Source organism: Streptomyces saintjeani (assembly GCF_055409605.1).
The window spans coordinates 892,583-915,602 of the sequence record NZ_CP189624.1 but is presented as its reverse complement, the minus strand read 5'-3'; the positions used below and the strand labels follow the sequence as shown (position 1 = coordinate 915,602).

The following is a 23,020-nucleotide window of genomic DNA, read 5'->3' as shown; positions in this document are numbered from 1 at the left end:
CGAAGTGATGTTCGCCGTACGTCAGTTCGTCTCGGACGGGAAGTACGAGGCTAGCCCAGTACCGGCAGGTGACGCCGGTGATTGCGGCGATCGGATCAGGCCGGGGAGCGGGTCGGGAGCATGGCCCAGACGGTCTTGCCCACAGGCGTGCGTTTCGTCCACCCCCAGTGCTGCGACAGCGCCTCGACGATCCTGAGCCCCCGGCCGTGTTCGAGCAACGGATCGACGACCGGCGGGTACACGGGCACGTCGTCGCTGCGGTCGGTGACGGCGCACATCAGGTGCGTACGGCGCAGGGTGAGCCTGACCCGTACGTCACAGGTATCCGCGTGCGGGAGGGCGTGCAGCACGGCGTTGGCGGCGAGTTCGGTGACGACCGCGACCGCGTCGGCGACGTCGAGGCGGTGCTCCAACTCCCAGTCGTCCAGCGTGCGGTGGGTGAAGTCGCGGGCCTCGGCGAAACCCTCCCGGCTGCCCGTGAGATCCAGGATCGCGGACTTCGCGGCGGGGAACGGGGCACGTGGCGGCACGGCTTCTCCCTGGTACGACGTCAGAACAGGGCTCTGGCACACCGGTTGTCGGCCTGTCTATTATCCACGGTGTCGATGGCCCCGTGCAATTTCACGGGAAATTGCCCTCACCGCCTAGGAGGCAGCCGTGCCGGTGGAGAACGGAGTACGGGCGAGCTCGCTGGACGCCCGCTGGACCAAGAGCCGCCACAGCAACGCGACCGGCAACTGTGTGGAGGCCGCCGCCCTGCCCGGCGGCTTTGTCGCCCTGCGCAATTCCCGCGACCCCGACGGTCCCGCGCTGGTGTACACGCCGGACGAGATCGCGGCGTTCCTCGCGGGCGTGAAGGACGGGGAGTTTGACCATCTCCTGTGACGCGTTCCGTCATGTTCCGGGGGCATGTGCCACGCGCCCCGGAGATGGGATAATCCGGTCGGGAAAGTACAGTCTCGTCATGTGCCCGGCCCTGAGGAGTTCAGGATGCCCGCGGAGTCACCTCGCGTCTCCCGCCTCGAACCGTATCTGAACCGGCAAGACCCCGCGCCGACCCTGCTGAAGACGCTGGTCGGCCTGCAACTCGCCGGTATCCGCGAGGACTTGGGCCTCGCCCAGGAGGAGGCCGCCCGCGCCGCCGGGTTCAGCCCCGCGAAGCTCTCCCGCATCGAGTCCGGCAAGGGCCGCAGACCGCCCGCCGAGACCGACGTACTGCTCCTGCTGCGGCTCTACGGCACCGACGGGTACGAGGCGTCCGTCCTGCTCCAACTCCTGCGCAGAGCGGGCGAACCCGGCTGGTGGCAGCGGTACGACAAGCGGCTCGTGCCCGAGTGGTTCGACCGGCTCGTCGGCCTCCAGGAGGGCGCGACCGCGATCCGCACCTTCGAGATCCAGTACGTGCCGGGCCTGTTGCAGACCCCCGCGTACGCCCGTGCCGTCGTCGAACGCGGACTGCCCCGCGCCCCCTCGCGCGAGGTCGAGCGGCGCGTCGACCTGCGCATGCGGCGCGCCCGGCTCCTGCACCGCGCCGACGCGCCCGCGCTGTGGGCGATCGTCGACGAGTCCGTGCTGCTGCGCGTGCTCGGCGGGCGGGACGTGATGCGGGAGGAGCTGGCCCACCTCGTCGAGATGGCCGGGCGGCCCCATGTCACCCTCCAGATCGTCCCTTTGGACGGCGCGGTCGCCTCCGCGCCGCCCCTGCCGGTGACCTACCTGCGCTTCGGCGGCGTCGACCTGCCCGACGTCGTCTACCTGGAACACCTCGCCGGAGCGGTGTTCGTCGAGGCGCAGGAGGAGACCGAGGAGTACCGGGTGTCGCTCGACCGGTTGGCCGACCAGGCGCTCAACCCCCGTGACTCGCTGGCCCTGTTGAAGCAGGTGATGGAGGAGCGGTACCCGCGGTAGCCGGCCGGGCTCAGCCGGGGACGCGCCCCAGGCCGCCGAACTCGATCCACTCCAGGCTCTGTTGACGCGGCGCGACCTCCGTGTCCGGGCGCCAGGTGGAGACCTCCACCAGACCCGGCTCCAGGATCTCCAGCCCCGCGAACCAGGCGGCGACGTCCCGCTCCTGCCGCACCCGGCCCCAATGCCCCTGCGTCGCCTGGTCCATGAAGTCCGTGACGAACTTCCGTACCTCCGGGTCCTCGCTGACGAGCTGGCACATCACCAGGAAGCTGCCGGGCGCGAGCCGCTCGACGACCCTGCGTACGACCGCCTCGGGGCCGTCCGCCTCGTCGTCCGGGACGCAGTGGAACACCGAGTTGAACAGCACGGCCACCGGCCGCGAGAAGTCGATCAGGCGCTCGGTGTCGGGGTGCGCGAAGATCTCCTCCGTGCGCCGCATGTCCGCGTGGATCACGGCCGTGCGCTCGTCCTCCTCCAGCAGCGCGCGGCCGTGCACGAGGACCATCGGGTCGTTGTCGACGTACACGACGTGCGCCGCCGGGTCGACGCGCTGGGCGACCTGGTGGACGTTGTCCTGCGTCGGCAGGCCCGAGCCGTGGTCCAGGAACTGGCGGACGCCGTACTCCCGCGCGAGCGTGCGGACCACCCGCTGGAGGAAGCGGCGGTTGTTCAGCGCGAGCACGCGCGTGCTCGGGACGACCTTGTCGAGCTGCTCGCAGGCCGCCCGGTCCGCCGCGTAGTTGTCCTTGCCGCCCAGGTAGTGGTCGTACATCCGGGCCGCGGTGGGTACCGCCGCGTCGATGTCCATGGAGAGCCGTTCACCGGGCCGCATACGTGTCCCCCCAGTCCTGCTCCGCCGGGGCGCGGAGGCGAACTCATCGTAGGGAAGCGGGAATCGAGGGCGCCAGAGGTCCGGGCGGGGTTCCCCCGGAGGAGGTGCGGGGTGGTGTGCGGGGTGGGGTGTCACTCGAAAGTGGACTGTTCGTCCAGGCGATGGATGTGTAGTCTGAAGGCAGAGGTGAGGGAGGCGGACGATGGGAAGCGGGAGCAGGGATGCCGAGCGGGACGCGATTCTCGCGGCGCTGAGGCCGGTCGTGGACGGGCTCGTGGCGACGTTCGGGCCGGTGTGCGAAGTGGTGCTGCACGACTACCGGCGGCCCGAGCACTCGGCCGTGGCCGTCGCCGGTGAGGTGACCGGGCGCGTGGTGGGGGCCGCGATGAGCGAGATCGGACTGCGGGTGCTCGCCGGGGGCGACGAGGCGTCGGACGACCTGAACTACGTGACGCGCACGGTCGGGGGGAAACTGGTGAAGTCGTCCACGATGGTGCTGCGGGACTCGGGGGGCACCGTCTTCGGCGCGCTGTGTGTCAACGTGGACATCACCGAGGTCGCCAAGGTGCAGAACCTGCTCGGCGCGCTCGCCGGACCGGCCGTGTCGGTGCCCGAGACGCCCGTGACGACGTTCGAGCACGACATCGACTCCGTGGTCGACGTCCTGGTCGACACTCACCTTCCCGCCCGCGAGGGCACCTGGTCCGACCTCGACCGCCCGCGCCGACTGGAACTGTTCCGGAGCCTCGACGCGCGGGGAGTGTTCGCCGTCCGGCACTCCGTGGAACAGGTCGCGACCCGGCTCGGGATCTCCAGGGCCTCGGCGTACAGCTATCTGTCCCAGGCGAGAGCGGAAGCGCCTCACTGAATGCGTGTGAACGACTTGAGAGGTGGACCATCCATGACGACCACAGACCTGCCGATCAGCTTCGACGACGTCCGTGAGGCGGCCGTCCGCCTCAAAGGGGTCGCGCACCGGACCCCCGTCCTGCGTTCGCGGACGCTGGACGAGAGGGTCGGTGCCGAGGTGTACCTGAAGTGCGAGAACTTCCAGCGGATCGGCGCGTTCAAGTTCCGGGGCGCCTACAACGCGGCGTCCCGGCTGACGCCGGAGCAGCTGGAGCGGGGGCTCGCCGCGTACTCCTCCGGCAACCACGCCCAGGCGGTCGCCCTCGCCGCGCGTGAACTCGGTACGACGGCCGTGATCCTCATGCCGGAGGACGCGCCGCGCTCCAAGGCCGAGGCGACGGCCGGGTACGGCGCCGAGATCGTCACGTACGACCGGTACACCGGTGACCGCGAGGCCATCAGCGAGGCCCTCGCCGCGGAGCGTGGCCTGGCCCTGATCCCGCCCTACAACCATCCCCACGTGATGGCTGGGCAGGGCACGGCCGCGCTCGAACTCCTCGAAGAGGTCGGTGAGCTGGACGCCCTCCTCGTGCCGGTCGGCGGTGGTGGACTGATCGCCGGGTCCGCCACCGCGGTGAAGGGGCTCGCCCCGGACACCCGGGTGATCGGCGTGGAACCCGAGGCCGGGGACGACACGAAGCGGTCCCTTGAGGCCGGCCACCGCGTCAGCGTCCCGATCCCGCGCACGATCGCCGACGGACAGGCACTGGACACGCCGGGGGAGCTGACGTTCGCGGTGATCCAGCGTCTGGTGGACGCCGTGGAACTGGTCTCCGACGACGAGATCAGGGCGGCGATGCGGTTCGCGTTCGAACGCCTGAAGATCGTGGTGGAGCCGAGCGGGGCGACTCCGCTGGCGGCGCTGCTCGCGGGGCGGGTGGAAGGGGTGTCCGGGAGGGTCGGGGTGATCGTGTCGGGCGGGAACGTGGATGCGGAGAGGTTCGCGGGGCTGTGCGGGGGCGGGGAGTGAGAGGGCGTCCGCGTCGGTGACGCCGGGTTCACCCTCATCGGCGGCGCACCCATCCCCGTTCCCCCGAATGGCGGCCCCCGCTGGACAGGCGGACCATGAAGACGTAAGGCCGGAAGGGAGGAGCGTCATGCTGGAGATGAAGACGCTCGACAAGCCCGACGAACGGCGCGATTTCCCGCGCGGTCACCTCGAAGCCGTCCACCTCACGGGGCTCGACTTCGCCGTGGCGACGTTCGAGCCGGGCTGGCGCTGGTCCGAGTCGGTGGCCCCCCTCGCGGGCACGGACAGCTGCGAGATCCACCACAACGGTTACGTCGTCCAGGGACGCATGCACATCCGGATGGACGACGGCGGCGAGGGCGAGGTCGGCCCCGGTGACGTGTTCGTCTGCCCGCCCGGGCACGACGCGTGGGTGGTGGGCGACGAACAGGTCATCGTGTACGACTTCGCGGGCTCGATGGCGAAGGAGTACGCGAAGGCGGACTGACCGGGAGAGGGAGGTCAGACCGGGAGCAACCGGCTCACCAGGTCGCCGAGTTGGCGGGCGGTGCGGCACTCGTGCATCGCGACCAGCTCGGCGTACTCGGGGGCGGCCGAGTCCCCCGTACCCCACAGCGAACGGGGCTCGGGGTTCAGCCAGTGCACGCGCCGCGCGCGTCCGGCGATCTCGCGGACGGCCGCGAGGTTCGGGTCGCTCATGTTGGTGCGGGCGTCGCCGAGGACGAAGACGGTGGTGCGCGGGGTCAGCGTGAGACCGTACCGCTCGGCGAACTCGCCCAGCGCGGCGCCGTAGTCGCTGCTGCCGTGCCACCGCGTGAGGTCGGCCTCGGCCCGGATGACCGCACCGAGCCCAGCCGGGTCGGCGGCGCCGTGCCGCAGGAGGCCGGTCACCTCGTCGATCCGGTTGACGAACGCGAAGACGCGGACCTTCGAGAACTGGTCGTGGAGGGCCTGCACGAGCAGCATCGTGAAGTCGGAGAACCCGGACACGGACCCGGACACGTCGCAGAGCAGGACCAGTTCGGGCCGGACGGGCCGCCGCCGGCGCAGCACCGGACGTACGGGAACCCCGCCCGTGGACAGGGAGGCCCGCAGGGTACGCCGCAGATCGATCGTCCCCCGCGAGGCACGCCGCCGCCGCGCCGCCAGCCGCGTCGCGAGCTTGCGCGCCAACGGCCGCACCGTACGCCGCAGTTCGGCCAGCCGATCGCGCCCGGCGTACAGGAAGTCCACCCGGTCCGCGCTGGGCGCCACCGCGCGCCGCGCGATCGTCTCCCGCCCCCGCCGCTCGGCCACCCGGCGCCGCGCCTCGGCGGCCACCAGCGCGCGGAACTCCTCGATGCGCCGCCGGAGTTCGTCTTCGAGGAGCCGGTCGGTGAACCCCGTACCGGCACCCCGCGAGCGCACGTCGTCGCGGACCCGCGCCAACAGGGTCTGGGGACGCAGCCGTTCGAGGGTCTGGTGCGCCGACCACCCGTCCGACCCCGGCGAACTCCCGTACCCGCCAAGGCCGTCGACCGCCTCGACGGCCAACTGCCCCAGCATCGCGGCGTCGTCGTCCGCGAGGGCGGAGGCGAGCCGGTCCCGCAGCGACTCCCGGTCGCCCGGCGCCCGCCCCGGCGCCCCGACGGAGCGCGGGAAGTACAGGTCGAAGACGGCGTCGAACACCGCGCGCTGCCCCGCCGTGTGCAGCAGGGTCGCCGCGAGCCCCTCCCGCAGCACCTCGCGGTCGTCGAAGCCGAGCACGGCGAGCGCCTCGGCCGCGTCGACGGTCTCGCCGGTCCCGACGGACACCCCGTGCTCGCGCAGCACGCCGACGAACCCGGCGAGCCGCGCCGCGACGTCGTTCACACCGCGTCCAGGTCGAGCTTGGCGGCGGCCTTCAGGATGTCGTCCTGGTGCTTGAGGACGACCCCGAGGGTCTCGCGCACGACGGTCTCGTCCAGCGTGTCCGCGCCGAGCGCGAGCAGGGTGCGCGCCCAGTCGACGGTCTCCGCGACCGAGGGCGCCTTGCGCAGGTCCATCGCCCGCAGCGCCCCCACGACCCGGACGACCGACGCGGCGAGCGCCTCCTCGACGCCGGGCACCTTCAGCCGGACGATCCGCCGCTCCAGTTCCTCCTCCGGGAACCCGATGTGCAGGAACAGGCAGCGCCGCCGCAGCGCCTCGGACAGTTCACGGCTGGCGTTGGAGGTGAGGACGACGAACGGCCGGTGCGTCGCGGTGACGGTCCCCAGCTCCGGGACGGTGACCTGGAAGTCGCTGAGCACCTCCAGGAGCAGCCCCTCCACCTCGACGTCCGCCTTGTCGGTCTCGTCGATCAGCAGCACCTTGCGCGCGTCCCCGCGGATCGCCGCCAGCAGGGGCCGGGGGAGGAGGAACTCCTCGCCGAAGATGTCGGTGCGCGCCTCGTCCCACGTCTCGCCCTGCCCGGCGCTGATCCGCAGCAACTGCTTCGCGTGGTTCCACTCGTACAGCGCGCGGGACTCGTCGATCCCCTCGTAGCACTGGAGCCGGACCAGTTCGGCGCCGCCCACCGCCGCGACCGCCTTCGCCAGCTCCGTCTTCCCGACCCCGGCCGGACCCTCGACGAGCAGCGGCTTGCCGAGGCGGTCGGCGAGGAAGACGGTCGTGGCGATCGCCGGGGAGGCGAGGTACCCGGCCTCGGCGAGGCGGGCGGAGACGTCGTCGACGGACGTGAACAAGGGGGCCTCCGGCAGGAGGGGCGGCACGGGCGCTCCTATCTAAGCGCTTGTTCACCTCCGTTGTCACGGCCCACCAGGATCACTTCCAGCGTCCGGGGCCCGTGCACGCCCTCGACCCGGTCCAGCTCGATGTCACTCGTCGCCGACGGACCCGAGATCCACGTCAACGGCCGCAAGGGGTCCAGCCGTTCGAGCGCCTGCGGTACGGACGACACGACCTGATCCGGCACGCGGACGACGCAGATGTGGTGGTCGGGGACGAGCGTGATCCGGCGCCGCCCCTGGTCAGGGCTGCCGTCCAGGACGATCGTGCCGGTCTCGGCGATGGCGAGCGCGCACGCCGTGACGACACTGGCGACGCGGTCCAGCTCGTACGGGGTGCCCTCCGCGACGTCCTCGACCCGCTCCACGTCGGTCGCCGACAGCCACCCGGCGTCCAGCCCGGGCGGCACCACGACCTGCCGGGAACCCCGATCGGCCAACAAGCGCATGATCAGACCGGGAAGCTCGCCCGCATCCGTCCGGTGCACGATCGCCCGATAATCCGCCAGGTTCTCCGCCAGCAGCTCGACACACTCCGCCGGACTCAGCCCCCCGTGCTCCCGCAGATACCCCCGCTCCACCGGCGAGTCATCACGCGGCACATCCGCCAGTGCGCGCCGCACCCGCCCCAACACCCGTTCCCTGCTGCTCACTTCGCGCCGCCCCTTCCGTTTTGGGTCCGCTGCCACCAGTCACGGAACGGCTCGACGGGAACCGTCGGCAGATCCCGCGTCCCGCTCCACGCCTTGCCGGGCCCGGGCAGCGTCCGGGGATGGAACCGTCGGCTCCGCGAAGCGACCCGCTGCCCCGCCCGCAGCGCACCGGCCCGCCCGAAGGCCCACCCCGCCGCCCGCATCGCGGCCCGCTCGGCGGCATGCCCCTTCGCGGGCTTGAGCACGACCCGGTTCCCCTCCCGCACGACCGGCCCGCCCTGCACGACCCGCTCCCGCAGATGCACCAGCACCTCGGGGATGTCGATGGCGACCGGGCACACCTCGTAACAGGCCCCGCACAACGACGACGCGTACGGCAGCGAGGCGTCGATCTCGCTTGCCGTGCCCCGGAGTTGAGGACTGAGGATCGCGCCGATCGGCCCCGGATAGACCGAGCCGTAGGCGTGCCCCCCGGCCCGCTCGTACACCGGGCACACGTTCAGGCACGCCGAGCAGCGGATGCACCGCAGCGCCTGCCGCCCGACCTCGTCGGCGAGGGTGTCGCTGCGCCCGTTGTCCAGCAGGACGAGATGGAAGACGCGCGGCCCGTCGCCGTCCGTCGTACCCGTCCAGGTACTCGTGTACGGGTTCATGCGCTCGGCCGTCGAGGAGCGCGGCAGGGTCTGGAGGAAGACCTCCAGGTCCTGCCAGGTCGGGACGATCTTCTCGATGCCGACGACCGAGATCAGCGTCTCGGGGAGGGTCAGGCACATCCGGCCGTTGCCCTCGGACTCGACGACGACGAGGGTGCCGGTGTCGGCGACCATGAAGTTCGCGCCGGAGACGCCGACCTTGGCCCGCAGGAACTTCTCCCGCAGGTGCAGCCGGGCCGCCTCGGCGAGTTCGGCGGGCGTGTCGGTGAGGCCCTCGGGCGCCGGGCGGCCCCACTCGCTCATCTCGGCGCGGAAGATGTCCCGGATCTCACCCCGGTTGCGGTGGATCGCCGGGACAAGGATGTGCGAGGGCCGGTCCTTGCCCAACTGGACGATCAGCTCGGCGAGATCGGTCTCGTACGCGTGGATGCCCTCCGCTTCGAGCGCCTCGTTGAGGCCGATCTCCTGCGTGGCCATCGACTTGACCTTGACGACCTCCGACTCGCCGGTCTCCTTGACGAGTCGGGTCACGATCCGGTTCGCCTCGTCGGCGTCGGCCGCCCAGTGCACGGTGCCGCCCGCAGCCTGGACCGACTCCTCCAACTGGACGAGATACCGGTCGAGATGGCGCAGCGTGTGGTCCTTGATCTGCTTGCCCGCCTCGCGCAGCTCGGCCCAGTCCGACACCTCGGCGACGGCCTTGGCGCGCTTGGCGCGGATCGTGTGCGTGGCGTGGCGCAGGTTCCCGCGCAGGGTCGCGTTGCCGACGGCCTCCTTCGCGGCCACCGGGAACGCCGGCATGCCCAGATACGTTCCACTCATACGGCGGGTTCCTCCTCCGTGCTCGCCAGGATCTCCGCGATGTGCACCGGCCGCATGCCGGTCTTCAGCCGGGTCATCGTCCCCCCGATGTGCATGAGACACGAGTTGTCGGCGGCGCACAGCACCTCCGCGCCGGTCGACGCGGCGTTGCGGACCTTGTCCGCGCCCATCGCCGCCGAGACATCGGAGTTCTTCATCGCGAAGGTCCCCCCGAACCCGCAGCACTCCTCCGCCCCCGGCAGCTCCACCAGCTCAAGTCCCTTGACGGCCTTGAGGAGTTGGTACGGCCGCCCGCCGAGCCCGAGACTGCGCAGCCCGTGACAGGTCGGGTGGTAGGTCACCGTGTGCGGGTAGTACGCCCCCACGTCGGTCACCCCCAGCACGTCCACCAGGAACTCCGTCAGCTCGTACGTCTTCGGCACGACCGGCGCGAGCACGGCGGCCAGCGAGTCGCCCCGGCCCTCCGCCCGCGCCCGCTCGCCCATCCGGGGATACAGCTCCCGCACCATCGCCCCGCACGACCCGGACGGGGTGACGATCGCGTCGTACCCCCCGAAGACATCGGAGAACTTCCGGGCCAGCGGTTCCGCCTGATGCCGGTACCCGGTGTTGTAGTGGGCCTGCCCGCAGCACGTCTGCGCCATCGGGAAGTCCACGTCGACGCCCAGCCTGGTCAGGAGCTTCACCACGGCCCGGCCGGTGTCCGGATACAGCGTGTCGTTGACACAGGTCAGGAACAGAGCGACACGCATCGCGGCTCCTCGGGGTCAGTCATCGGATGAGTGCAGGGTAGTCGGAGACGGGGCGGGAGGGGAGAAGGGGTGGGGTGCGGTCCCGGGGATGCGCACCCCACCCGGTCTGCGGGACGGCGCACGCCACCCGGTCTGCGGGGCGGCGCGCACCACAAGGTTTGCGGGATCGCGCACCCCGCCCGGCCCCCGGAATCGCGCACGCCACCCCGGCACCCTCACCGCCCCCCGAGCCGCTCCCGCGCCTCGCGCCACCGGTCCGTGCCCCCCTGGGGCTCGTACCGGGTGAGCGGCAGGCTCTGGACCAGCAGGCGCCGCATGTCGGCCCGGTCGCCGACCAGACCGTGCGCCCGCGCCTGCACCAGCACGTTCCCGAGCGCGGCGGCCTCGGTCGGCCCCGCCACGACCGGCAACCCGCAGGCGTCGGCGGTCAGTTGGCACAGCAGCGCGTTACGCGTCCCGCCCCCCACGATGTGGACGACGTCGACGGGGTGATCGGCGAGCCGCTGGGCGTCCTCGATCGCCCGGCGATGGGCGAGGGCGAGGGAGTCGAGGATGCACCGGGTGATCTCGCCCCGCGCCTGGGGAACCGGCTGCCCCGACGCCCGGCACGCCTCGGCGATCCGCTCCGGCATCCGGCCCGGCGCGAGGAACGCCGCGTCCCCCGCGTCGACCACCGACCGCAGCGCCGGCGCGGCGGCGGCCTCCCGCAGCAGGAGCCCCAGGTCCGGCTCGCCCCAGGCCCGTACGCACTCCTGGAGCAGCCACAGCCCCATGATGTTGCGCAGGTAGCGGACGGTGCCGTCGATCCCCAGCTCGTTGGTGAAGTTCGCGGCCCGGCTCTCCTGCGTGAGGACCGGCGCGTCCAGCTCCAGACCGGCCAGCGACCAGGTCCCCGTGCTGATGTACGCGAACCGCTCGCTCCCGGCGGGTACGGCGGCCACGGCGGAGGCGGTGTCGTGCGAGGCGACGGCCGTCACCGGGACGGGGCCGGTGAGCCCCGTCTCCTCCAGCACGGCGGGCAGCAACTCCCCGGCGTGGTCACCGGGTTGCCGCAGCGGCGCGAACAACTCCAGGTCGATGCCGACGCGTTCGGCGACCTCGCGCGACCAGTCCCGCGTCCGGGGATCGATCAGCTGGGTCGTCGACGCGTTGGTCAGCTCGGTGCCCTGCTCGCCGGTCAGCCAGTACGTCAGCAGGTCCGGGATGAGCAACAGCCGTTCAGCGCCCCGGAGTCGCTCGGCGGCGAGCTGGTACAGCGTGTTGAACGGCGCGTACTGCAACCCGGTCGCCGCATACAGCTCCGCCGCCGGAACCGACGCCCACACCTTCTCCGCGACCCCCTCCGTGCGGGAGTCCCGGTAGTGCACGGGGTTGCCGAGCAGCACCCCGTCGCCGTCCAGCAGCCCGTAGTCCACGGCCCAGCTGTCGATGCCGACGGAGTCGACCTGGCCGACCGCGCGCAGCCCGTCCAACACCCCGGCGTACAGGGCGAGTACGTCCCACCGCAGCCCCTCCGGAAGACGCACCGGCCGGTTGGCGAACCGGTGCACCTCCGTCAGCTCCAGCGAGTCGGGGCTCACGCGGCCGGCCATCACACGTCCACTGGACGCGCCCAAGTCGACGGCCGCGTAAGCCTTCTGACGCCCGCTCACCGCAGGAACGCGGCGGCCACACCCGCGTCGACCGGCACATGCAGCCCCGTGGTGTGCGTCAACTCCCCGCCCGTCAGCGCGAACACGGCGTTCGCGACATGCTCGGGCAGCACCTCGCGCTTGAGGATGGTCCGCTGCGCGTAGAACTCGCCCAGCTTCTCCTCCTCGATCCCGTAGGTCGCCGCCCGCTGGGCACCCCAGCCCCCGGCGAAGATCCCGGACCCGCGCACGACCCCGTCGGGGTTGACCCCGTTGACCCGGATCCCGTGCTCGCCCAACTCGGCGGCCAGCAGCCGGACCTGGTGCGCCTGGTCGGCCTTGGTCGCGGAGTACGCGATGTTGTTCGGACCGGCGAAGACGGAGTTCTTGGAGGCGATGTAGACGATGTCCCCGCCGATCCCCTGCGCGGTCATCACCCGCGCGGCCTCCCGCGACACCAGGAACGACCCGCGCGCCATGATGTCGTGCTGGAGGTCCCAGTCCTTGGCCGAAGTCTCGAGGAGCGGCTTGGAGATGGAGATCCCGGCGTTGTTCACGACCAGGTCGACACCACCGAAGGCGAGCACGGCCGCCTTGAAGGCGGAAACGATCTGCTCCTCGGACGTCACGTCGACCGTGACGGCGACCGCCTTGTCCGAGCCGCCCAACTCATCGGCCACAGCAGCCGCGTTGTCGGCGTTGAGGTCCGCGACGACGACACACGCCCCCTCGGCCACCAGCCGCTGTGCGATGGCCTTCCCGATCCCGCTCCCGGCACCGGTCACCAACGCCACCCGCGTCGCCAGCGCCTTGGGCTTCGGCATCCGCTGGAGCTTGGCCTCCTCCAGCGCCCAGTACTCGATCCGGAACTTCTCCGACTCCTCGATCGGCGCGTACGACGAGACCGCCTCGGCCCCGCGCATCACGTTGATCGCGTTGACGTAGAACTCCCCGGCGACCCGCGCGGTCTGCTTGTCCTTGCCGAAGGAGAACATCCCGACACCGGGAACGAGCACGATCGCCGGGTCGGCGCCGCGCAGCGCGGGCGAGTCCGCGTCGGCGTGCCGCGCGTAGTAGGCGGCGTACTCCTCGCGGTACTCGGCGTGCAGCTCCTTCAGCCGCGCCACCGCGTCCTCCAGCGCAGCGGCCGGCGGCAGGTCGAGGACGAGCGGCCGGACCTTGGTCCGCAGGAAGTGGTCGGGGCAGGACGTCCCCAGCGCGGCCAGCCGGGGGTGCTCGGCGCGGGACAGGAACTCCAGTACCGGCGCCGAGTCGTTGAAGTGCCCGACCTGAGCCTTGTCCTGCGACGCGAGCGCACGCACGTACGGCGCGAGTGCGGCGGCCCGCTCCCGCCGCTCGGCGTCCGGCAGAGCCTCGTACCCCTCGATCACCGCGCCGAACGGCTCGGCCTTCCCCCGCGCGGCCAGGAACTCCTCGGCGGTCCGGATGATGTGCAGCGAGTTCCGCTCGCACTCCTCGGCGGTGTCCCCCCAGGCGGTGATCCCATGACCGCCCAGAACCACGCCGATGGCCCGCGGGTTGGCCTCCTTGATGGCGGCGATGTCCAGCCCGAGCTGGAAACCGGGCCGCCGCCAGGGCACCCACGCGACCGTGTCCCCGAAACACTCGGCGGTCAGCTTCTCCCCGTCGGCCGCGCAGGCGAGCGCGATCCCGGAGTCGGGGTGCAGATGATCGACGTGCGCGGCGTCGACGAGCCCGTGCATGGCGGTGTCGATGGAGGGAGCGGCGCCACCCTTCCCGTGCAGGCAGTAATCAAACGCGGCGACCATCTCGTCCTCGCGCTCGACACCGGGATACACGCCGACGAGCGACCGCAGCCGATCCAGCCGCAACACGGCGAGCCCGGCTTCGGTGAGGGTGCCGAGGTCACCACCGGACCCCTTGACCCACATCAGCGGCACATCGCTCCCGGTCACAGGATCAACGGCATCGCCCTTGGCAGACGCATTCCCACCGGCGTAGTTGGTGTTACGAGGATCGGCACCGAGCCGACGCGACCGAGCGATGAGGGCAGCGGCCTCGGGATGAACGCTCACGGATCTTTCCTTAGCTTTCTGGGGAGGGGACTGTTTCTTGTTTCAGGTGTCTGAGGCTCAGGCACCCCACCCCGCCTGCTGCCCCCCCACACGCTCCGCCACGATCTTCTCGGCCCACCCGGACCGCGCATACGCGGCAACGGGATCCCCGTCCAACCCCATCTCCTCCCGGACCTCCCGCAGCAACGGCCGCACGTCCGTATTGAACGCGTCCATCATCACCGCGTTGGCCGCCAGCACATCCCCCGCCACCTGAGCGGCGGACAACGCCTCCCGATCCACCAGCAGCGCCTTCGCGGTCGCCTCCTGAACGTTCATCACCGACCGGATGATCGCCGGAATCTTCGCCTCAAGGTTGTGGCACTGGTCCAGCATGAACGCCACCTCGGACGAGAACCCCCCACCCCGCGAGACCTCGTACATGATCCGGAACAACTGGAACGGGTCAGCGGCCCCCACCATGAGGTCGTCGTCCGCGTAGAACCGGGAGTTGAAGTCGAACCCCCCGAGCTTCCCCTCCCGCAGCAGCAACGCGACGATGAACTCGATGTTGGTACCGGGAGCGTGATGCCCGGTGTCGACGACGACCTGAGCCTTGGGCCCGAGCTTGAGGCAGTGCGCGTAGGCGGTCCCCCAGTCCGGCACATCGGTCGCGTAGAACGCGGGCTCGAAGAACTTGTACTCCAGCAGCATCCGCTGACCGTCACCGAGCCGCGCGTACACCTCGGCGAGCGCTTCACCCAACCGCTCCTGCCGGGCAACGATGTCGTCCTGCCCCGGATAGTTCGTCCCGTCGGCGAACCAGAGCTTCAGATCCCGGGACCCGGTGGCGTCCATGATGTCGACGCACTCCAGCAGGTGGCCGACGGCCTTGCGCCGCACAGCGGCATCCGCGTGGCAGACACTCCCGAGCTTGAAGTCGTCGTCCTGAAACGTGTTGGAGTTGATGGCGCCCAGCTTCAGCCCCCGCTCCTCGGCATGTTTCGCAAGTGCCGAGTAGTCCTCGACCTTGTCCCACGGAATGTGGAGGGCGACGGTGGGGGCCACGCCGGTGAACGCGTGGACCTGGGCGGCGTCGTCCAGCTTCTCCCACGGCGTACGCGGAACCCCCTGCTGGGCGAACACCTTGAAGCGGGTGCCCGAGTTCCCGTACGCCCACGACGGCGTCTCGACGGCCTGGTTCTTCAGTGCGGTCTTCACCGCGGCGAGATCGGTCACTTCGGGCTCCAGAGGCAGGCGTCGGATGAAACGATTCAGAAAGGGAAGCTATGAGCGGGCCGAAGGAGTGTCAACCCCTCCGACCGGGCGGGTTCTCCGTGACCGTCGTGTGACCTTCGGCTATCGAAATTTTTTCGAGACGGACCCATTGACGTGACATGCCCGTGGTGCCTACGGTCCCGGCAATCCAGTTGAAACCTTTCACGACGTCGTGGGGCTCACCGCCGGCGTCGTCGTCGAGGAGTCCCCATGACCCACCCGTCCGATCCGGGACCCGCCCCGGTGCTGGCGCTCACGGACGTCGCCAAGTCCTTCGGCGCCGTCCGCGCCCTGCGCGGCGTCTCCCTGGAGCTGTACCCCGGCGAGGTGCACGCGCTCGCCGGGGAGAACGGCGCGGGCAAGTCGACGCTGATCAAGACGCTCGCCGGGGTGCACAGGCCGGACGCCGGCCAGGTGCTGCTGGACGGCGCACCGGTCGTCTTCCACGGCCCCGGCGACGCCCGCGACGCCGGTATCGCCGTGATCTACCAGGAGCCCACGCTCTTCCCCGACCTGTCGATCGCCGAGAACATCTTCATGGGCCGCCAGCCGCGCCGCGCCCTCGGCCGCATCGACCACAAGGCCACCCACGAGGCGACGGCGGCCCTGATGACCCGCCTGGGCGTCGCCCTGGACCCCGACCGCCCGGCGCGCGGCCTGTCCATCGCCGACCAGCAGATCGTCGAGATCGCGAAGGCGCTCTCCTTCGACGCCCGGGTCCTGATCATGGACGAGCCGACCGCCGCCCTCACCGGCAGCGAGGTCGCCCGCCTCTTCGGCGTCGTGCGCACCCTGCGCGAGCAGGGCGCGGCGGTGCTGTTCATCTCGCACCGGCTGGAGGAGATCTTCGAGATCTGCCAGCGGGTGACGACGCTGCGCGACGGCGCCTGGATCGCCAGCGAGCCGATCGACGGCATGACCGAGGACGACCTGGTGCGCCGCATGGTCGGCCGCGACCTGGACGAGCTGTACCCGAAGCAGGACGTCACCCCCGGCGCCGTCGCCCTGAGCGTGCGCCGCCTGACCCGCGAAGGCGTCTTCACCGACGTCTCCTTCGACGTACGGCGCGGCGAGATCGTCGGCCTCGCCGGGCTCGTCGGCGCCGGCCGTACCGAGGTCGCGCGGGCCGTGTTCGGCATCGACCGCTGGGACGGCGGCGAGGTCGTCGTGGACGGCAGGCACCTCACCAACGGCGCCCCGTCCGTCGCGATGGCCGCGGGGCTCGCCCTGGTCCCCGAGGACCGGCGCGCCCAGGGCCTCGTGATGGACATGTCCATCGAGCGCAACATCGGCCTCACGGGCCTTCGTACGACCGTGAAGGCCGGCCTCATGGACCGGGGCGCCGAGCGCAGCCGCTCCCTCGACTGGGCCGTCAAGCTCCAGGTGAAGTACGCCCGGCTGGCCGACACCGTCAACACTCTTTCGGGTGGAAACCAGCAGAAGGTCGTCCTCGCGAAATGGCTGGCCACCGGCCCCCAGGTGCTGATCGTCGACGAGCCCACCCGGGGGATCGACGTCGGTACGAAGGCCGAGGTGCACCGCCTGCTGAGTGAACTCGCCGCCGACGGGGTCGCCGTCCTGATGATCTCCTCCGACCTGCCCGAGATCCTCGGCATGGCCGACCGCGTCCTCGTCATGCACGAGGGCCGGATCGCCGCCGAGATCTCCCGTTCCGACGCCACCGAGGAAACCGTGATGGCCGCAGCCACCGGGAGGGCCGCATGAGCGCCCTGCCCGTCGAGGTGCCGAAGTCCTCCGGGACCCGGCTCGTCGACCGTGTCGTCAAGATGCGCGAACTCGCCATCCTGGCCGTCTTCCTGGTGATGATCGCCGTCACCCAGGCCGGCAACAGCGAGTTCCTCTCCGAGCAGGGCATCAAGGACCTGCTGCTCAACGCGACGATCCTGGTCCTGGTCGCCACCGGCCAGTCGCTGGTCGTCATCACGAGGAACGTCGACCTGTCCGTCGGCTCCACCCTCGGCATCAGCGCCTTCGCCGCCGGTACGTACCTGCACGGCGGCGGCAACCCGGTGATCGCGATCGTCCTCGCGGTGCTCCTGGGCATCGGCTTCGGGCTCCTGAACGGGCTGCTCGTCAGCCTCGGCCAGGTCCCCGCGCTCGTCGTCACCCTCGGCACGCTCTACATCATCCGGGGCATCGACTCCATCTGGGTCGGCTCCCGCCAGATCACCGCCGCCGACCTGCCCGGCTCCTTCGTCGACTTCGGCTCCGGCGGCATCTCGGCGGTCCCCTACCTCGCGCTCATCGCGCTGGCCGTGCTCGTCGCGACCGCCTACTACCTCAAGCACTTCGGCAGCGGACGCGAGCTGTACGCGCTCGGCTCCAACCCCGAGGCCGCCCGGCTCGCCGGCATCCCCGTCCGCAAGCGGATCCTCGCCGCGTACACGTTCTGCGGAGCCCTCGCCGGGCTCGCGGGCGCGCTGTACCTGGCGCGGTTCGGGAACGTCGACTCCGGGACCGGCAACGGCTACGAACTCACCGTCGTCAGCGCCGTCGTGGTCGGCGGGGTCGTCTTCACCGGCGGCTCCGGGAGCGTGTACGGCGCCGCGCTCGGCGCGCTGCTGCTGACATCCGTCAACAGCGTGCTGCCCGCGCTCGGGGTCAGCTCCGTGTGGGTGCTCGCCATCAACGGGGTCCTGCTGCTGCTCGCCATCGCCGTGGACCGGGTCGTCGCGGTGCGGGTCGCGGCCTCGCTGAAGAAGAAGGCGGGGGCCGCGCGGATCGCCGGCAACGGCGTACAGAAGACCGCTGTAGAGAAGAAGGGTGATCCCCGTGCCTGAGTCCCTGACCAGGGCCGTCCGTTGGGACACCGTCGTCGGTGGCCTGCTGGTCGTCCTGCTGCTGCTCTCCTTCACCACCGTGGACGGGTTCGGCAACGCGCTCAACCTGTCGTTCCTGCTGGGGAACACGCTGCCGATCGCGCTCATCGCGCTGCCGATGACGATGCTCGTCGTGTCCGGCGAGATCGACCTGTCCGTCGCGTCGACGGCCGGGCTGTCCGGGGCCGTCATGGGGCGGCTGTGGAACGAGGGGATGACGATCGAGACGATCATCCCGATCTGCCTCGCGCTCGGCGTGGTCTGCGGGCTGATCAACGGGCTGCTCGTCACTCGCCTGGGCCTGCCGTCCCTTGCCGTCACCATCGGGACGCTCGCCGCCTACCGGGGGATCGCCCAGATCGTCCTCGGCTCCGACGCGGTCACCGACTTCCCGTCCCAGTACCTCGACTTCGCGGCCGGGCGGGTCGGGAACAGCTTCCTGCCGCAGGCGTTCCTGCCGTTCGTCGTGCTGCTGGCCATCGCGGTCGTCGTCCTGCACGCCACCCCCTTCGGGCGGTCCGTGTTCGCGATCGGCGCCAGCGAGGAGGCCGCGCGGTTCGCCGGCATCCGGGTCAAGCGGGGCAAGCTGATCCTGTTCGTCGCCACCGGTCTGATGGCCTCGCTGACCGGCATCTTCTGGGCGCTGCACTACTCCAGCGCCCGCTACGACAACGCCACCGGCCTCGAACTCTCCGTCATCGCCGCCGTGTTGCTCGGCGGCATCGACTTCGACGGGGGCAAGGGGACCCTGGGAGGCGCCATCGCCGGGGTGTTCCTGCTCGGCACCGCGCAGAACGTCATGAGCCTCCAGGACGTCTCCGCACAGTCGCAGATCGTCGTCACCGGCGTCCTGCTGGTCATCTCGGTGCTCGGCCCCCGGGTCGCCCGCCAGATCTCCGTCGCGAGAGCGGGCAGACGAGCCGCCTCGACACCGACGTCGTAACTCCCGCTCTCGTAAAGGAATCCCGCCATGCGCAAGACCACCCTCCGCCGCGCCTGCATCGCCCTCGCCGCCGTCTCCTCCCTCGCCCTCACCGCCACCGCGTGCGGCGGTACCACGAAGGAGGACGTCAAGACCGAGAACAGCGGCGCCGCCAGCACCGGCGGCAAGGCCGACCCGAACGCCGCGACCAAGAAGGGGCTGACCGTCGGCTTCCTGCCGAAGCAGGTCAACAACCCCTACTTCACCTCCGCCGACAAGGGGGGCGAGACCGCGCTGAAGGAACTCGGCTCCAGCTACAAGGAAGTCGGCCCGTCCAGCGCCACCGACACCTCCGGCCAGGTCAGTTACGTCAACACGCTCACCCAGCAGCAGGTCGACGCGATCGCCGTCTCCGCGCAGGACCCGGGCGCGCTGTGCCCGGCGCTGAAGACCGCCATGGGCAACGGCATCAAGGTCGTCACCTACGACTCGGACACCAACCCCGAGTGCCGCAACGCGTTCATCTCGCAGGCCAGCGGCGAGGACCTCGGCCGCACCGAGGTGCAGCTCCTCGCCGAACAGATCGGCTACAAGGGCGAGATCGCGATCCTGTCGGCCGCGCAGACCGCGACCAACCAGAACGCGTGGATCGAGTTCATGAAGGAAGAACTCAAGGACCCGAAGTACAAGGACATCAAGCTCGTCAAGATCGCCTACGGCAACGACGACGCGCAGCAGTCCTTCCAGCAGACCCAGGGCCTCCTCCAGGAGTACCCGAACCTGAAGGGGATCATCTCCCCGACCACCGTCGGCATCAAGGCCGCCGCCCAGTACCTCTCCGGCTCCAAGTACAAGGGCAAGGTCAAGCTCACCGGCCTCGGTACGCCGAACGACATGCGCAACTACGTCAAGAACGGCACCGTCGAGGCGTTCGAACTGTGGGACCCGGCGAAGCTCGGTGACCTCGCGGCGCGGACGGCCGTCGCGCTGTCCTCGGGACAGATCACCGGCAAGGAGGGCGAGACCTTCAAGGCGGGGGCGACGACGTACACGATCGGCGCGAACGGCGTGATCACGCTGGGCAAGCCGACCGTGTTCGACGCGAAGAACATCGACCAGTTCAACTTCTGATGCTGCGTCAGTTCTCAGCGTCAATTCTCAGAAAAACAGGGGGCGTTGATGCAGCGAGTCTGTTTTCTCCTCAAGGTCCGTGCCGACCGGCTGGACGAGTACCGCGAGCGCCACGCGCAGGTGTGGCCGGAGATGCTGGAGGCGCTCAGCGCCACCGGCTGGCGCAACTACTCGCTGTTCCTGCGTGAAGACGGGCTCCTGGTGGGCTACCTGGAGACCGACGACTTCGCCGCCGCGCAGGCCGGCATGGAGGCCACCGACGTCAACGCCCGCTGGCAGGCCGAGATGGCGCCGTTCTTCGAGTCGCTGGACGGCGCCCGGCCGGACGAGGCCATGAAACCGCTCACCGAAGTCTTCCACCTCGCGTGACCCTGTAGGAGCCGCATGAAAAGACGTACCGTCCTCACGACAGCGATACTTGCCGCCGTGAGCACGCCAGGCATAGCGGGCACAGCGCGAGCGGCCGACCCCGGTCCCTCCGTCGCCCTGAGCCAGAAAACCCAACTCGACGCCCAGGCCGTCTTCTTCGTCTCCTACGACGGCCTGGTCAACAACAACTCGTTCCAGAAGAACGGCCTGTTGACCTACAAGGGCTACCAGTACGCCGTCTGGTACACGGCGACCCGCAACGCGGTCGTCGCCCGCCGCGCCCTGAACGCCTCGGCCTGGTCCACGGTCACCCTCTCCCACCAGCTCAAGGCGAGCGACTCCCACAACGTCATCTCCATGGGCGTCTCCAAGGCCGACGGCCGCCTCCACCTCAACATGGACTCCCACAGCGACGGCTTCTTCTACGTCAAGTCGGTCGCCGGGCTGATGGACAACCCCGGTACCACGGCGTGGAGTTCGGCCGTGTTCGGTGCCGTACAGACCACGCTGGACGGGCTGGCGCTGACGACCCAGTTCACCTACCCGCAGTTCATCGCCACGCCCGAGGGCAGGTTGCAGCTCAGCTACCGGGTCGCGATCTCCGGCAACGGCCGCAACGCCCTTGCGGAGTACGACGGTTCGACCTGGACGGCGCTCGGGGAGTGGTCCAGTTCGACCGGGACGTACACGAGCGAGCACGGCTCCTCGACGGCCCGCAACATGTACCTCCACGGCATCGACTACGACCGCAACGGCCGCCTGCACTCCCTCTTCACCTGGCGGGAGCAGAACGGCGCGGTCATGTGCTCGTCGGGCGGCATCACCAACCACGACACCGGCTACGTCTACTCCGACGACCGGGGCCGCACCTGGCGCAACGACGCGGGCACCGTCGTCGGCACCACCGGCGGCTCCGACAAGGTCGCCGTCACCGACAGCGGGCTCGTGGTCGACGCGCTGGGCCCCGACCACTCCCTGATGAACCAGGAGAGCCAGACCACCGACGCGTCCGGCCTGCCGCACGCGATCATCTCCTACGTGCCCGGCCGCTTCGGCCAGTGCACGACGAACTACGTCACCGACCGCACCGCCAACGGACGCGCCTTCCACCTGCGCAAGAACGCCTCCGGCACCTGGCAGAAGACCGAGATCCCGGTCCCCCTGGGCTCCAGCCAGCGCACCAAGCTGCTCCTGGACAAGTACGGCAACGCCTACGCGATCTTCCCCTTCGGCCGGATCGCCGCCGCCTCCAAGTCCTCCGGCTACACCGACTGGACGGTCCTCTACGACGGCTCCGGACTGGGCGCCTTCGGCGAGGTCGTCATCGACGAGTCGAGGGTCGCCGCCGACAACGTCCTGTCCTTCATGTACCAGGAGAAGTCCAGCGGTACGACGCCGTCGGCGCTGCACGTCGTCGACTTCGCGCTGCCCGCCTGATCCGCCAGGGGTACGGCCGGGACGGTACTGTGAAGTCCCGCCCGCCGTACCCCGCTCACCTGGAGGTATCCGTCCGATGGCTCAGTCGGTGGGGATCAAGGACGTGGCCCGCGCCGCCGGAGTCTCCGTCGGCACGGTCTCCAACGTCATCAACCGCCCGGACACGGTCGCGACCGAGACCCGGGCCCGGGTGCTGTCCGCGATCGACCGGCTCGGGTACGTCCGCAGCGAGTCGGCGCGCCAGCTGCGCGCCGGGCACAGCCGGATCATGGGGCTGCTCGTCCTCGACATGGGCAACCCCTTCTTCGTCGACGTCGCCCGGGGAGCCGAGCGCGCCGCGCGCAACGCCGGGCTCGGCGTGATGGTCTGCAACAGCGCCGAGAGCGTCTCCGAAGAGGCCGACTACCTCTCGCTCTTCGCCGAACAGCGGGTGCGGGGCGTCCTGTTCACCCCCGCCGACGCGACGGGACGGAACATAGAGTCGTTCCGCCGCCACGGCATCCCCTTCGTCCTCGTCGACCGCGTCTCGGACGGTACGACCGAGTGCTCGGTCTCCGTCGACGACGTCGCCGGCGGCGCGCTCGCCGTACGCCACCTCATCGACGCGGGCCACCGCTCCATCGCGTACGTCAGCGGCCCGCCCGGCTTCAACCAGGTCCGCGACCGCCGTACGGGCGCGCTCCAGGCGCTGGCCGAGGCGGGGCTCGGCCCCGAACGGCTCCGTGAGCTGCCGACCGAGCGTCTCGACGTCGCCGCCGGGCGCGACGCGGGGGCGCGGTTGCTGGGCCTCGCGGACCGGCCGACGGCGGTGTTCTGCGCGAACGACCTGCTGGCGCTGGGTGTCCTCCAGGCCATGTACGCGGCCGGCGTCAACGTCCCCGACGACCTCGCGATCGTCGGCTACGACGACATCGAGTTCGCGGCGGCTGCGGCGGTACCGCTGACGTCCGTCCGCCAACCGGCGGTGACGATGGGGGCGTTGGCGGCGGAACTGCTGCTGGAGGAGACGGACGAGGAGACACCGAAGCGGGCGCACGAGCACCGCAGGGTGGTGCTCCAGCCGGAGCTGGTGGTGCGGAGGTCGAGTCTGTCGGCGCGGTGAGTGATCATGGGGGCTGTCCGCCTTCACC

22 protein-coding genes are annotated in these 23,020 nt (G+C 70.6%); 12 read left to right on the top strand and 10 right to left on the bottom strand.

Features of this window, described 5'->3' with window-relative positions; genetic code table 11:
* Nucleotides 1-95: 95 nt before the first annotated feature.
* A complete protein-coding gene (locus ACQCO7_RS04135; RefSeq protein ID WP_464070501.1) occupies nucleotides 96-530 on the bottom strand; it encodes an ATP-binding protein in 435 nt (144 codons plus the stop codon).
* A gap of 133 nt (nucleotides 531-663) precedes the next feature.
* On the opposite strand from ACQCO7_RS04135, the gene ACQCO7_RS04130 reads away from it, so the two are divergent.
* Both ACQCO7_RS04130 and ACQCO7_RS04125 read left to right on the top strand, forming a co-directional pair.
* Nucleotides 664-885: a DUF397 domain-containing protein gene (locus ACQCO7_RS04130; protein WP_464077143.1), complete on the top strand. Its 222-nt coding sequence runs from the start codon at nucleotides 664-666 to the stop codon at nucleotides 883-885.
* A 105-nt stretch (nucleotides 886-990) separates the two neighbouring features.
* The gene (locus ACQCO7_RS04125; protein ID WP_464070500.1) at nucleotides 991-1,908 is read left to right on the top strand and encodes a helix-turn-helix domain-containing protein; all 918 of its coding nucleotides are present in this window, start codon (nucleotides 991-993) and stop codon (nucleotides 1,906-1,908) included.
* Between the two features lie 10 nt (nucleotides 1,909-1,918).
* Here the strand turns inward: ACQCO7_RS04125 and ACQCO7_RS04120 are convergent, their stop codons facing one another.
* A complete protein-coding gene (locus tag ACQCO7_RS04120; protein WP_464070499.1) occupies nucleotides 1,919-2,740 on the bottom strand; it encodes an SAM-dependent methyltransferase in 822 nt (273 codons plus the stop codon).
* A 202-nt stretch (nucleotides 2,741-2,942) separates the two neighbouring features.
* On the opposite strand from ACQCO7_RS04120, the gene ACQCO7_RS04115 reads away from it, so the two are divergent.
* The 3 genes from ACQCO7_RS04115 to ACQCO7_RS04105 all read left to right on the top strand — a co-directional run bounded on the left by ACQCO7_RS04115 (nucleotide 2,943) and on the right by ACQCO7_RS04105 (nucleotide 5,106).
* The gene (locus tag ACQCO7_RS04115; RefSeq protein WP_464070498.1) at nucleotides 2,943-3,608 is read left to right on the top strand and encodes a helix-turn-helix transcriptional regulator; all 666 of its coding nucleotides are present in this window, start codon (nucleotides 2,943-2,945) and stop codon (nucleotides 3,606-3,608) included.
* A gap of 33 nt (nucleotides 3,609-3,641) precedes the next feature.
* Nucleotides 3,642-4,619, top strand: a complete 978-nt coding sequence (locus ACQCO7_RS04110; protein WP_464070497.1) for a threo-3-hydroxy-L-aspartate ammonia-lyase — start codon at nucleotides 3,642-3,644, stop codon at nucleotides 4,617-4,619.
* A 127-nt stretch (nucleotides 4,620-4,746) separates the two neighbouring features.
* Complete coding sequence (locus tag ACQCO7_RS04105; RefSeq protein WP_464070496.1) at nucleotides 4,747-5,106, top strand: cupin domain-containing protein; 360 nt, start codon at nucleotides 4,747-4,749, stop codon at nucleotides 5,104-5,106.
* 14 nt (nucleotides 5,107-5,120) lie between these two features.
* On the opposite strand, the gene ACQCO7_RS04100 is transcribed toward ACQCO7_RS04105, so the two are convergent.
* The 8 genes from ACQCO7_RS04100 to rhaI all read right to left on the bottom strand — a co-directional run bounded on the left by ACQCO7_RS04100 (nucleotide 5,121) and on the right by rhaI (nucleotide 15,152).
* On the bottom strand, nucleotides 5,121-6,470 hold the full coding sequence (locus ACQCO7_RS04100) for a vWA domain-containing protein (protein ID WP_464070495.1): 1,350 nt from the start codon (nucleotides 6,468-6,470) through the stop codon (nucleotides 5,121-5,123).
* Nucleotides 6,467-7,324, bottom strand: a complete 858-nt coding sequence (locus tag ACQCO7_RS04095; protein ID WP_464077142.1) for an AAA family ATPase — start codon at nucleotides 7,322-7,324, stop codon at nucleotides 6,467-6,469. The genes ACQCO7_RS04100 and ACQCO7_RS04095 overlap by 4 nt, the downstream gene beginning before the upstream one ends.
* 35 nt (nucleotides 7,325-7,359) lie before the next feature.
* Nucleotides 7,360-8,019 (bottom strand): LutC/YkgG family protein, encoded by a 660-nt coding sequence (locus ACQCO7_RS04090; RefSeq protein ID WP_464070494.1) that lies wholly within the window; start codon nucleotides 8,017-8,019, stop codon nucleotides 7,360-7,362.
* Nucleotides 8,016-9,494 carry a LutB/LldF family L-lactate oxidation iron-sulfur protein gene (locus tag ACQCO7_RS04085; RefSeq protein WP_464070493.1) on the bottom strand — a complete coding sequence of 493 codons (1,479 nt, stop codon included), beginning with the start codon at nucleotides 9,492-9,494 and terminating at the stop codon, nucleotides 8,016-8,018. Before ACQCO7_RS04085 ends, ACQCO7_RS04090 begins: the two co-directional genes overlap by 4 nt.
* The gene (locus tag ACQCO7_RS04080) at nucleotides 9,491-10,246 is read right to left on the bottom strand and encodes a (Fe-S)-binding protein (RefSeq protein ID WP_464070492.1); all 756 of its coding nucleotides are present in this window, start codon (nucleotides 10,244-10,246) and stop codon (nucleotides 9,491-9,493) included. Before ACQCO7_RS04080 ends, ACQCO7_RS04085 begins: the two co-directional genes overlap by 4 nt.
* A gap of 215 nt (nucleotides 10,247-10,461) precedes the next feature.
* Complete coding sequence (locus ACQCO7_RS04075; RefSeq protein ID WP_464070491.1) at nucleotides 10,462-11,838, bottom strand: rhamnulokinase; 1,377 nt, start codon at nucleotides 11,836-11,838, stop codon at nucleotides 10,462-10,464.
* 56 nt (nucleotides 11,839-11,894) lie between these two features.
* Nucleotides 11,895-13,934, bottom strand: a complete 2,040-nt coding sequence (locus ACQCO7_RS04070; RefSeq protein WP_464070490.1) for a bifunctional aldolase/short-chain dehydrogenase — start codon at nucleotides 13,932-13,934, stop codon at nucleotides 11,895-11,897.
* Nucleotides 13,935-13,991: 57 nt separating this feature from the next.
* On the bottom strand, nucleotides 13,992-15,152 hold the full coding sequence (gene rhaI / locus ACQCO7_RS04065; RefSeq protein ID WP_464070489.1) for an L-rhamnose isomerase: 1,161 nt from the start codon (nucleotides 15,150-15,152) through the stop codon (nucleotides 13,992-13,994).
* Nucleotides 15,153-15,401: 249 nt separating this feature from the next.
* Here rhaI and ACQCO7_RS04060 point away from each other — a divergent pair, with 249 nt between their 5' ends.
* The 7 genes from ACQCO7_RS04060 (at nucleotide 15,402) to ACQCO7_RS04030 (ending at nucleotide 22,992) form a co-directional block, all read left to right on the top strand.
* A complete protein-coding gene (locus ACQCO7_RS04060; protein ID WP_010353678.1) occupies nucleotides 15,402-16,916 on the top strand; it encodes a sugar ABC transporter ATP-binding protein in 1,515 nt (504 codons plus the stop codon).
* Entirely contained in the window at nucleotides 16,913-17,992 is a 1,080-nt protein-coding gene (locus ACQCO7_RS04055) for an ABC transporter permease (protein WP_464070488.1), read from the top strand. Before ACQCO7_RS04060 ends, ACQCO7_RS04055 begins: the two co-directional genes overlap by 4 nt.
* Complete coding sequence (locus ACQCO7_RS04050; RefSeq protein WP_464070487.1) at nucleotides 17,985-18,974, top strand: ABC transporter permease; 990 nt, start codon at nucleotides 17,985-17,987, stop codon at nucleotides 18,972-18,974. The genes ACQCO7_RS04055 and ACQCO7_RS04050 overlap by 8 nt, the downstream gene beginning before the upstream one ends.
* A 27-nt stretch (nucleotides 18,975-19,001) precedes the next feature.
* Nucleotides 19,002-20,084, top strand: coding sequence for a rhamnose ABC transporter substrate-binding protein (rhaS, locus tag ACQCO7_RS04045; RefSeq protein WP_464070486.1), 1,083 nt, complete (start codon nucleotides 19,002-19,004; stop codon nucleotides 20,082-20,084).
* A 48-nt stretch (nucleotides 20,085-20,132) separates the two neighbouring features.
* Nucleotides 20,133-20,453 carry an L-rhamnose mutarotase gene (locus ACQCO7_RS04040; protein ID WP_464070485.1) on the top strand — a complete coding sequence of 107 codons (321 nt, stop codon included), beginning with the start codon at nucleotides 20,133-20,135 and terminating at the stop codon, nucleotides 20,451-20,453.
* A gap of 15 nt (nucleotides 20,454-20,468) precedes the next feature.
* On the top strand, nucleotides 20,469-21,890 hold the full coding sequence (locus ACQCO7_RS04035; RefSeq protein ID WP_464070484.1) for a BNR repeat-containing protein: 1,422 nt from the start codon (nucleotides 20,469-20,471) through the stop codon (nucleotides 21,888-21,890).
* 76 nt (nucleotides 21,891-21,966) lie between these two features.
* Nucleotides 21,967-22,992, top strand: coding sequence for a LacI family DNA-binding transcriptional regulator (locus ACQCO7_RS04030; protein ID WP_010353670.1), 1,026 nt, complete (start codon nucleotides 21,967-21,969; stop codon nucleotides 22,990-22,992).
* Nucleotides 22,993-23,020 lie beyond the last annotated feature (28 nt).

Coding starts and splice junctions, on each gene's coding strand:
- ACQCO7_RS04125 (WP_464070500.1), top strand. CDS start 991: ATGCCCGCGGAGTCACCTCGCGTCTCCCGCCTCGAACCGTATCTGAAC.
- ACQCO7_RS04120 (WP_464070499.1), bottom strand. CDS start 2,740: ATGCGGCCCGGTGAACGGCTCTCCATGGACATCGACGCGGCGGTACCC.
- ACQCO7_RS04115 (WP_464070498.1), top strand. CDS start 2,943: ATGGGAAGCGGGAGCAGGGATGCCGAGCGGGACGCGATTCTCGCGGCG.
- ACQCO7_RS04110 (WP_464070497.1), top strand. CDS start 3,642: ATGACGACCACAGACCTGCCGATCAGCTTCGACGACGTCCGTGAGGCG.
- ACQCO7_RS04105 (WP_464070496.1), top strand. CDS start 4,747: ATGCTGGAGATGAAGACGCTCGACAAGCCCGACGAACGGCGCGATTTC.
- ACQCO7_RS04085 (WP_464070493.1), bottom strand. CDS start 9,494: ATGAGTGGAACGTATCTGGGCATGCCGGCGTTCCCGGTGGCCGCGAAG.
- ACQCO7_RS04080 (WP_464070492.1), bottom strand. CDS start 10,246: ATGCGTGTCGCTCTGTTCCTGACCTGTGTCAACGACACGCTGTATCCG.
- ACQCO7_RS04075 (WP_464070491.1), bottom strand. CDS start 11,838: ATGGCCGGCCGCGTGAGCCCCGACTCGCTGGAGCTGACGGAGGTGCAC.
- ACQCO7_RS04060 (WP_010353678.1), top strand. CDS start 15,402: ATGACCCACCCGTCCGATCCGGGACCCGCCCCGGTGCTGGCGCTCACG.
- ACQCO7_RS04055 (WP_464070488.1), top strand. CDS start 16,913: ATGAGCGCCCTGCCCGTCGAGGTGCCGAAGTCCTCCGGGACCCGGCTC.
- rhaS (WP_464070486.1), top strand. CDS start 19,002: ATGCGCAAGACCACCCTCCGCCGCGCCTGCATCGCCCTCGCCGCCGTC.
- ACQCO7_RS04040 (WP_464070485.1), top strand. CDS start 20,133: ATGCAGCGAGTCTGTTTTCTCCTCAAGGTCCGTGCCGACCGGCTGGAC.
- ACQCO7_RS04035 (WP_464070484.1), top strand. CDS start 20,469: ATGAAAAGACGTACCGTCCTCACGACAGCGATACTTGCCGCCGTGAGC.
- ACQCO7_RS04030 (WP_010353670.1), top strand. CDS start 21,967: ATGGCTCAGTCGGTGGGGATCAAGGACGTGGCCCGCGCCGCCGGAGTC.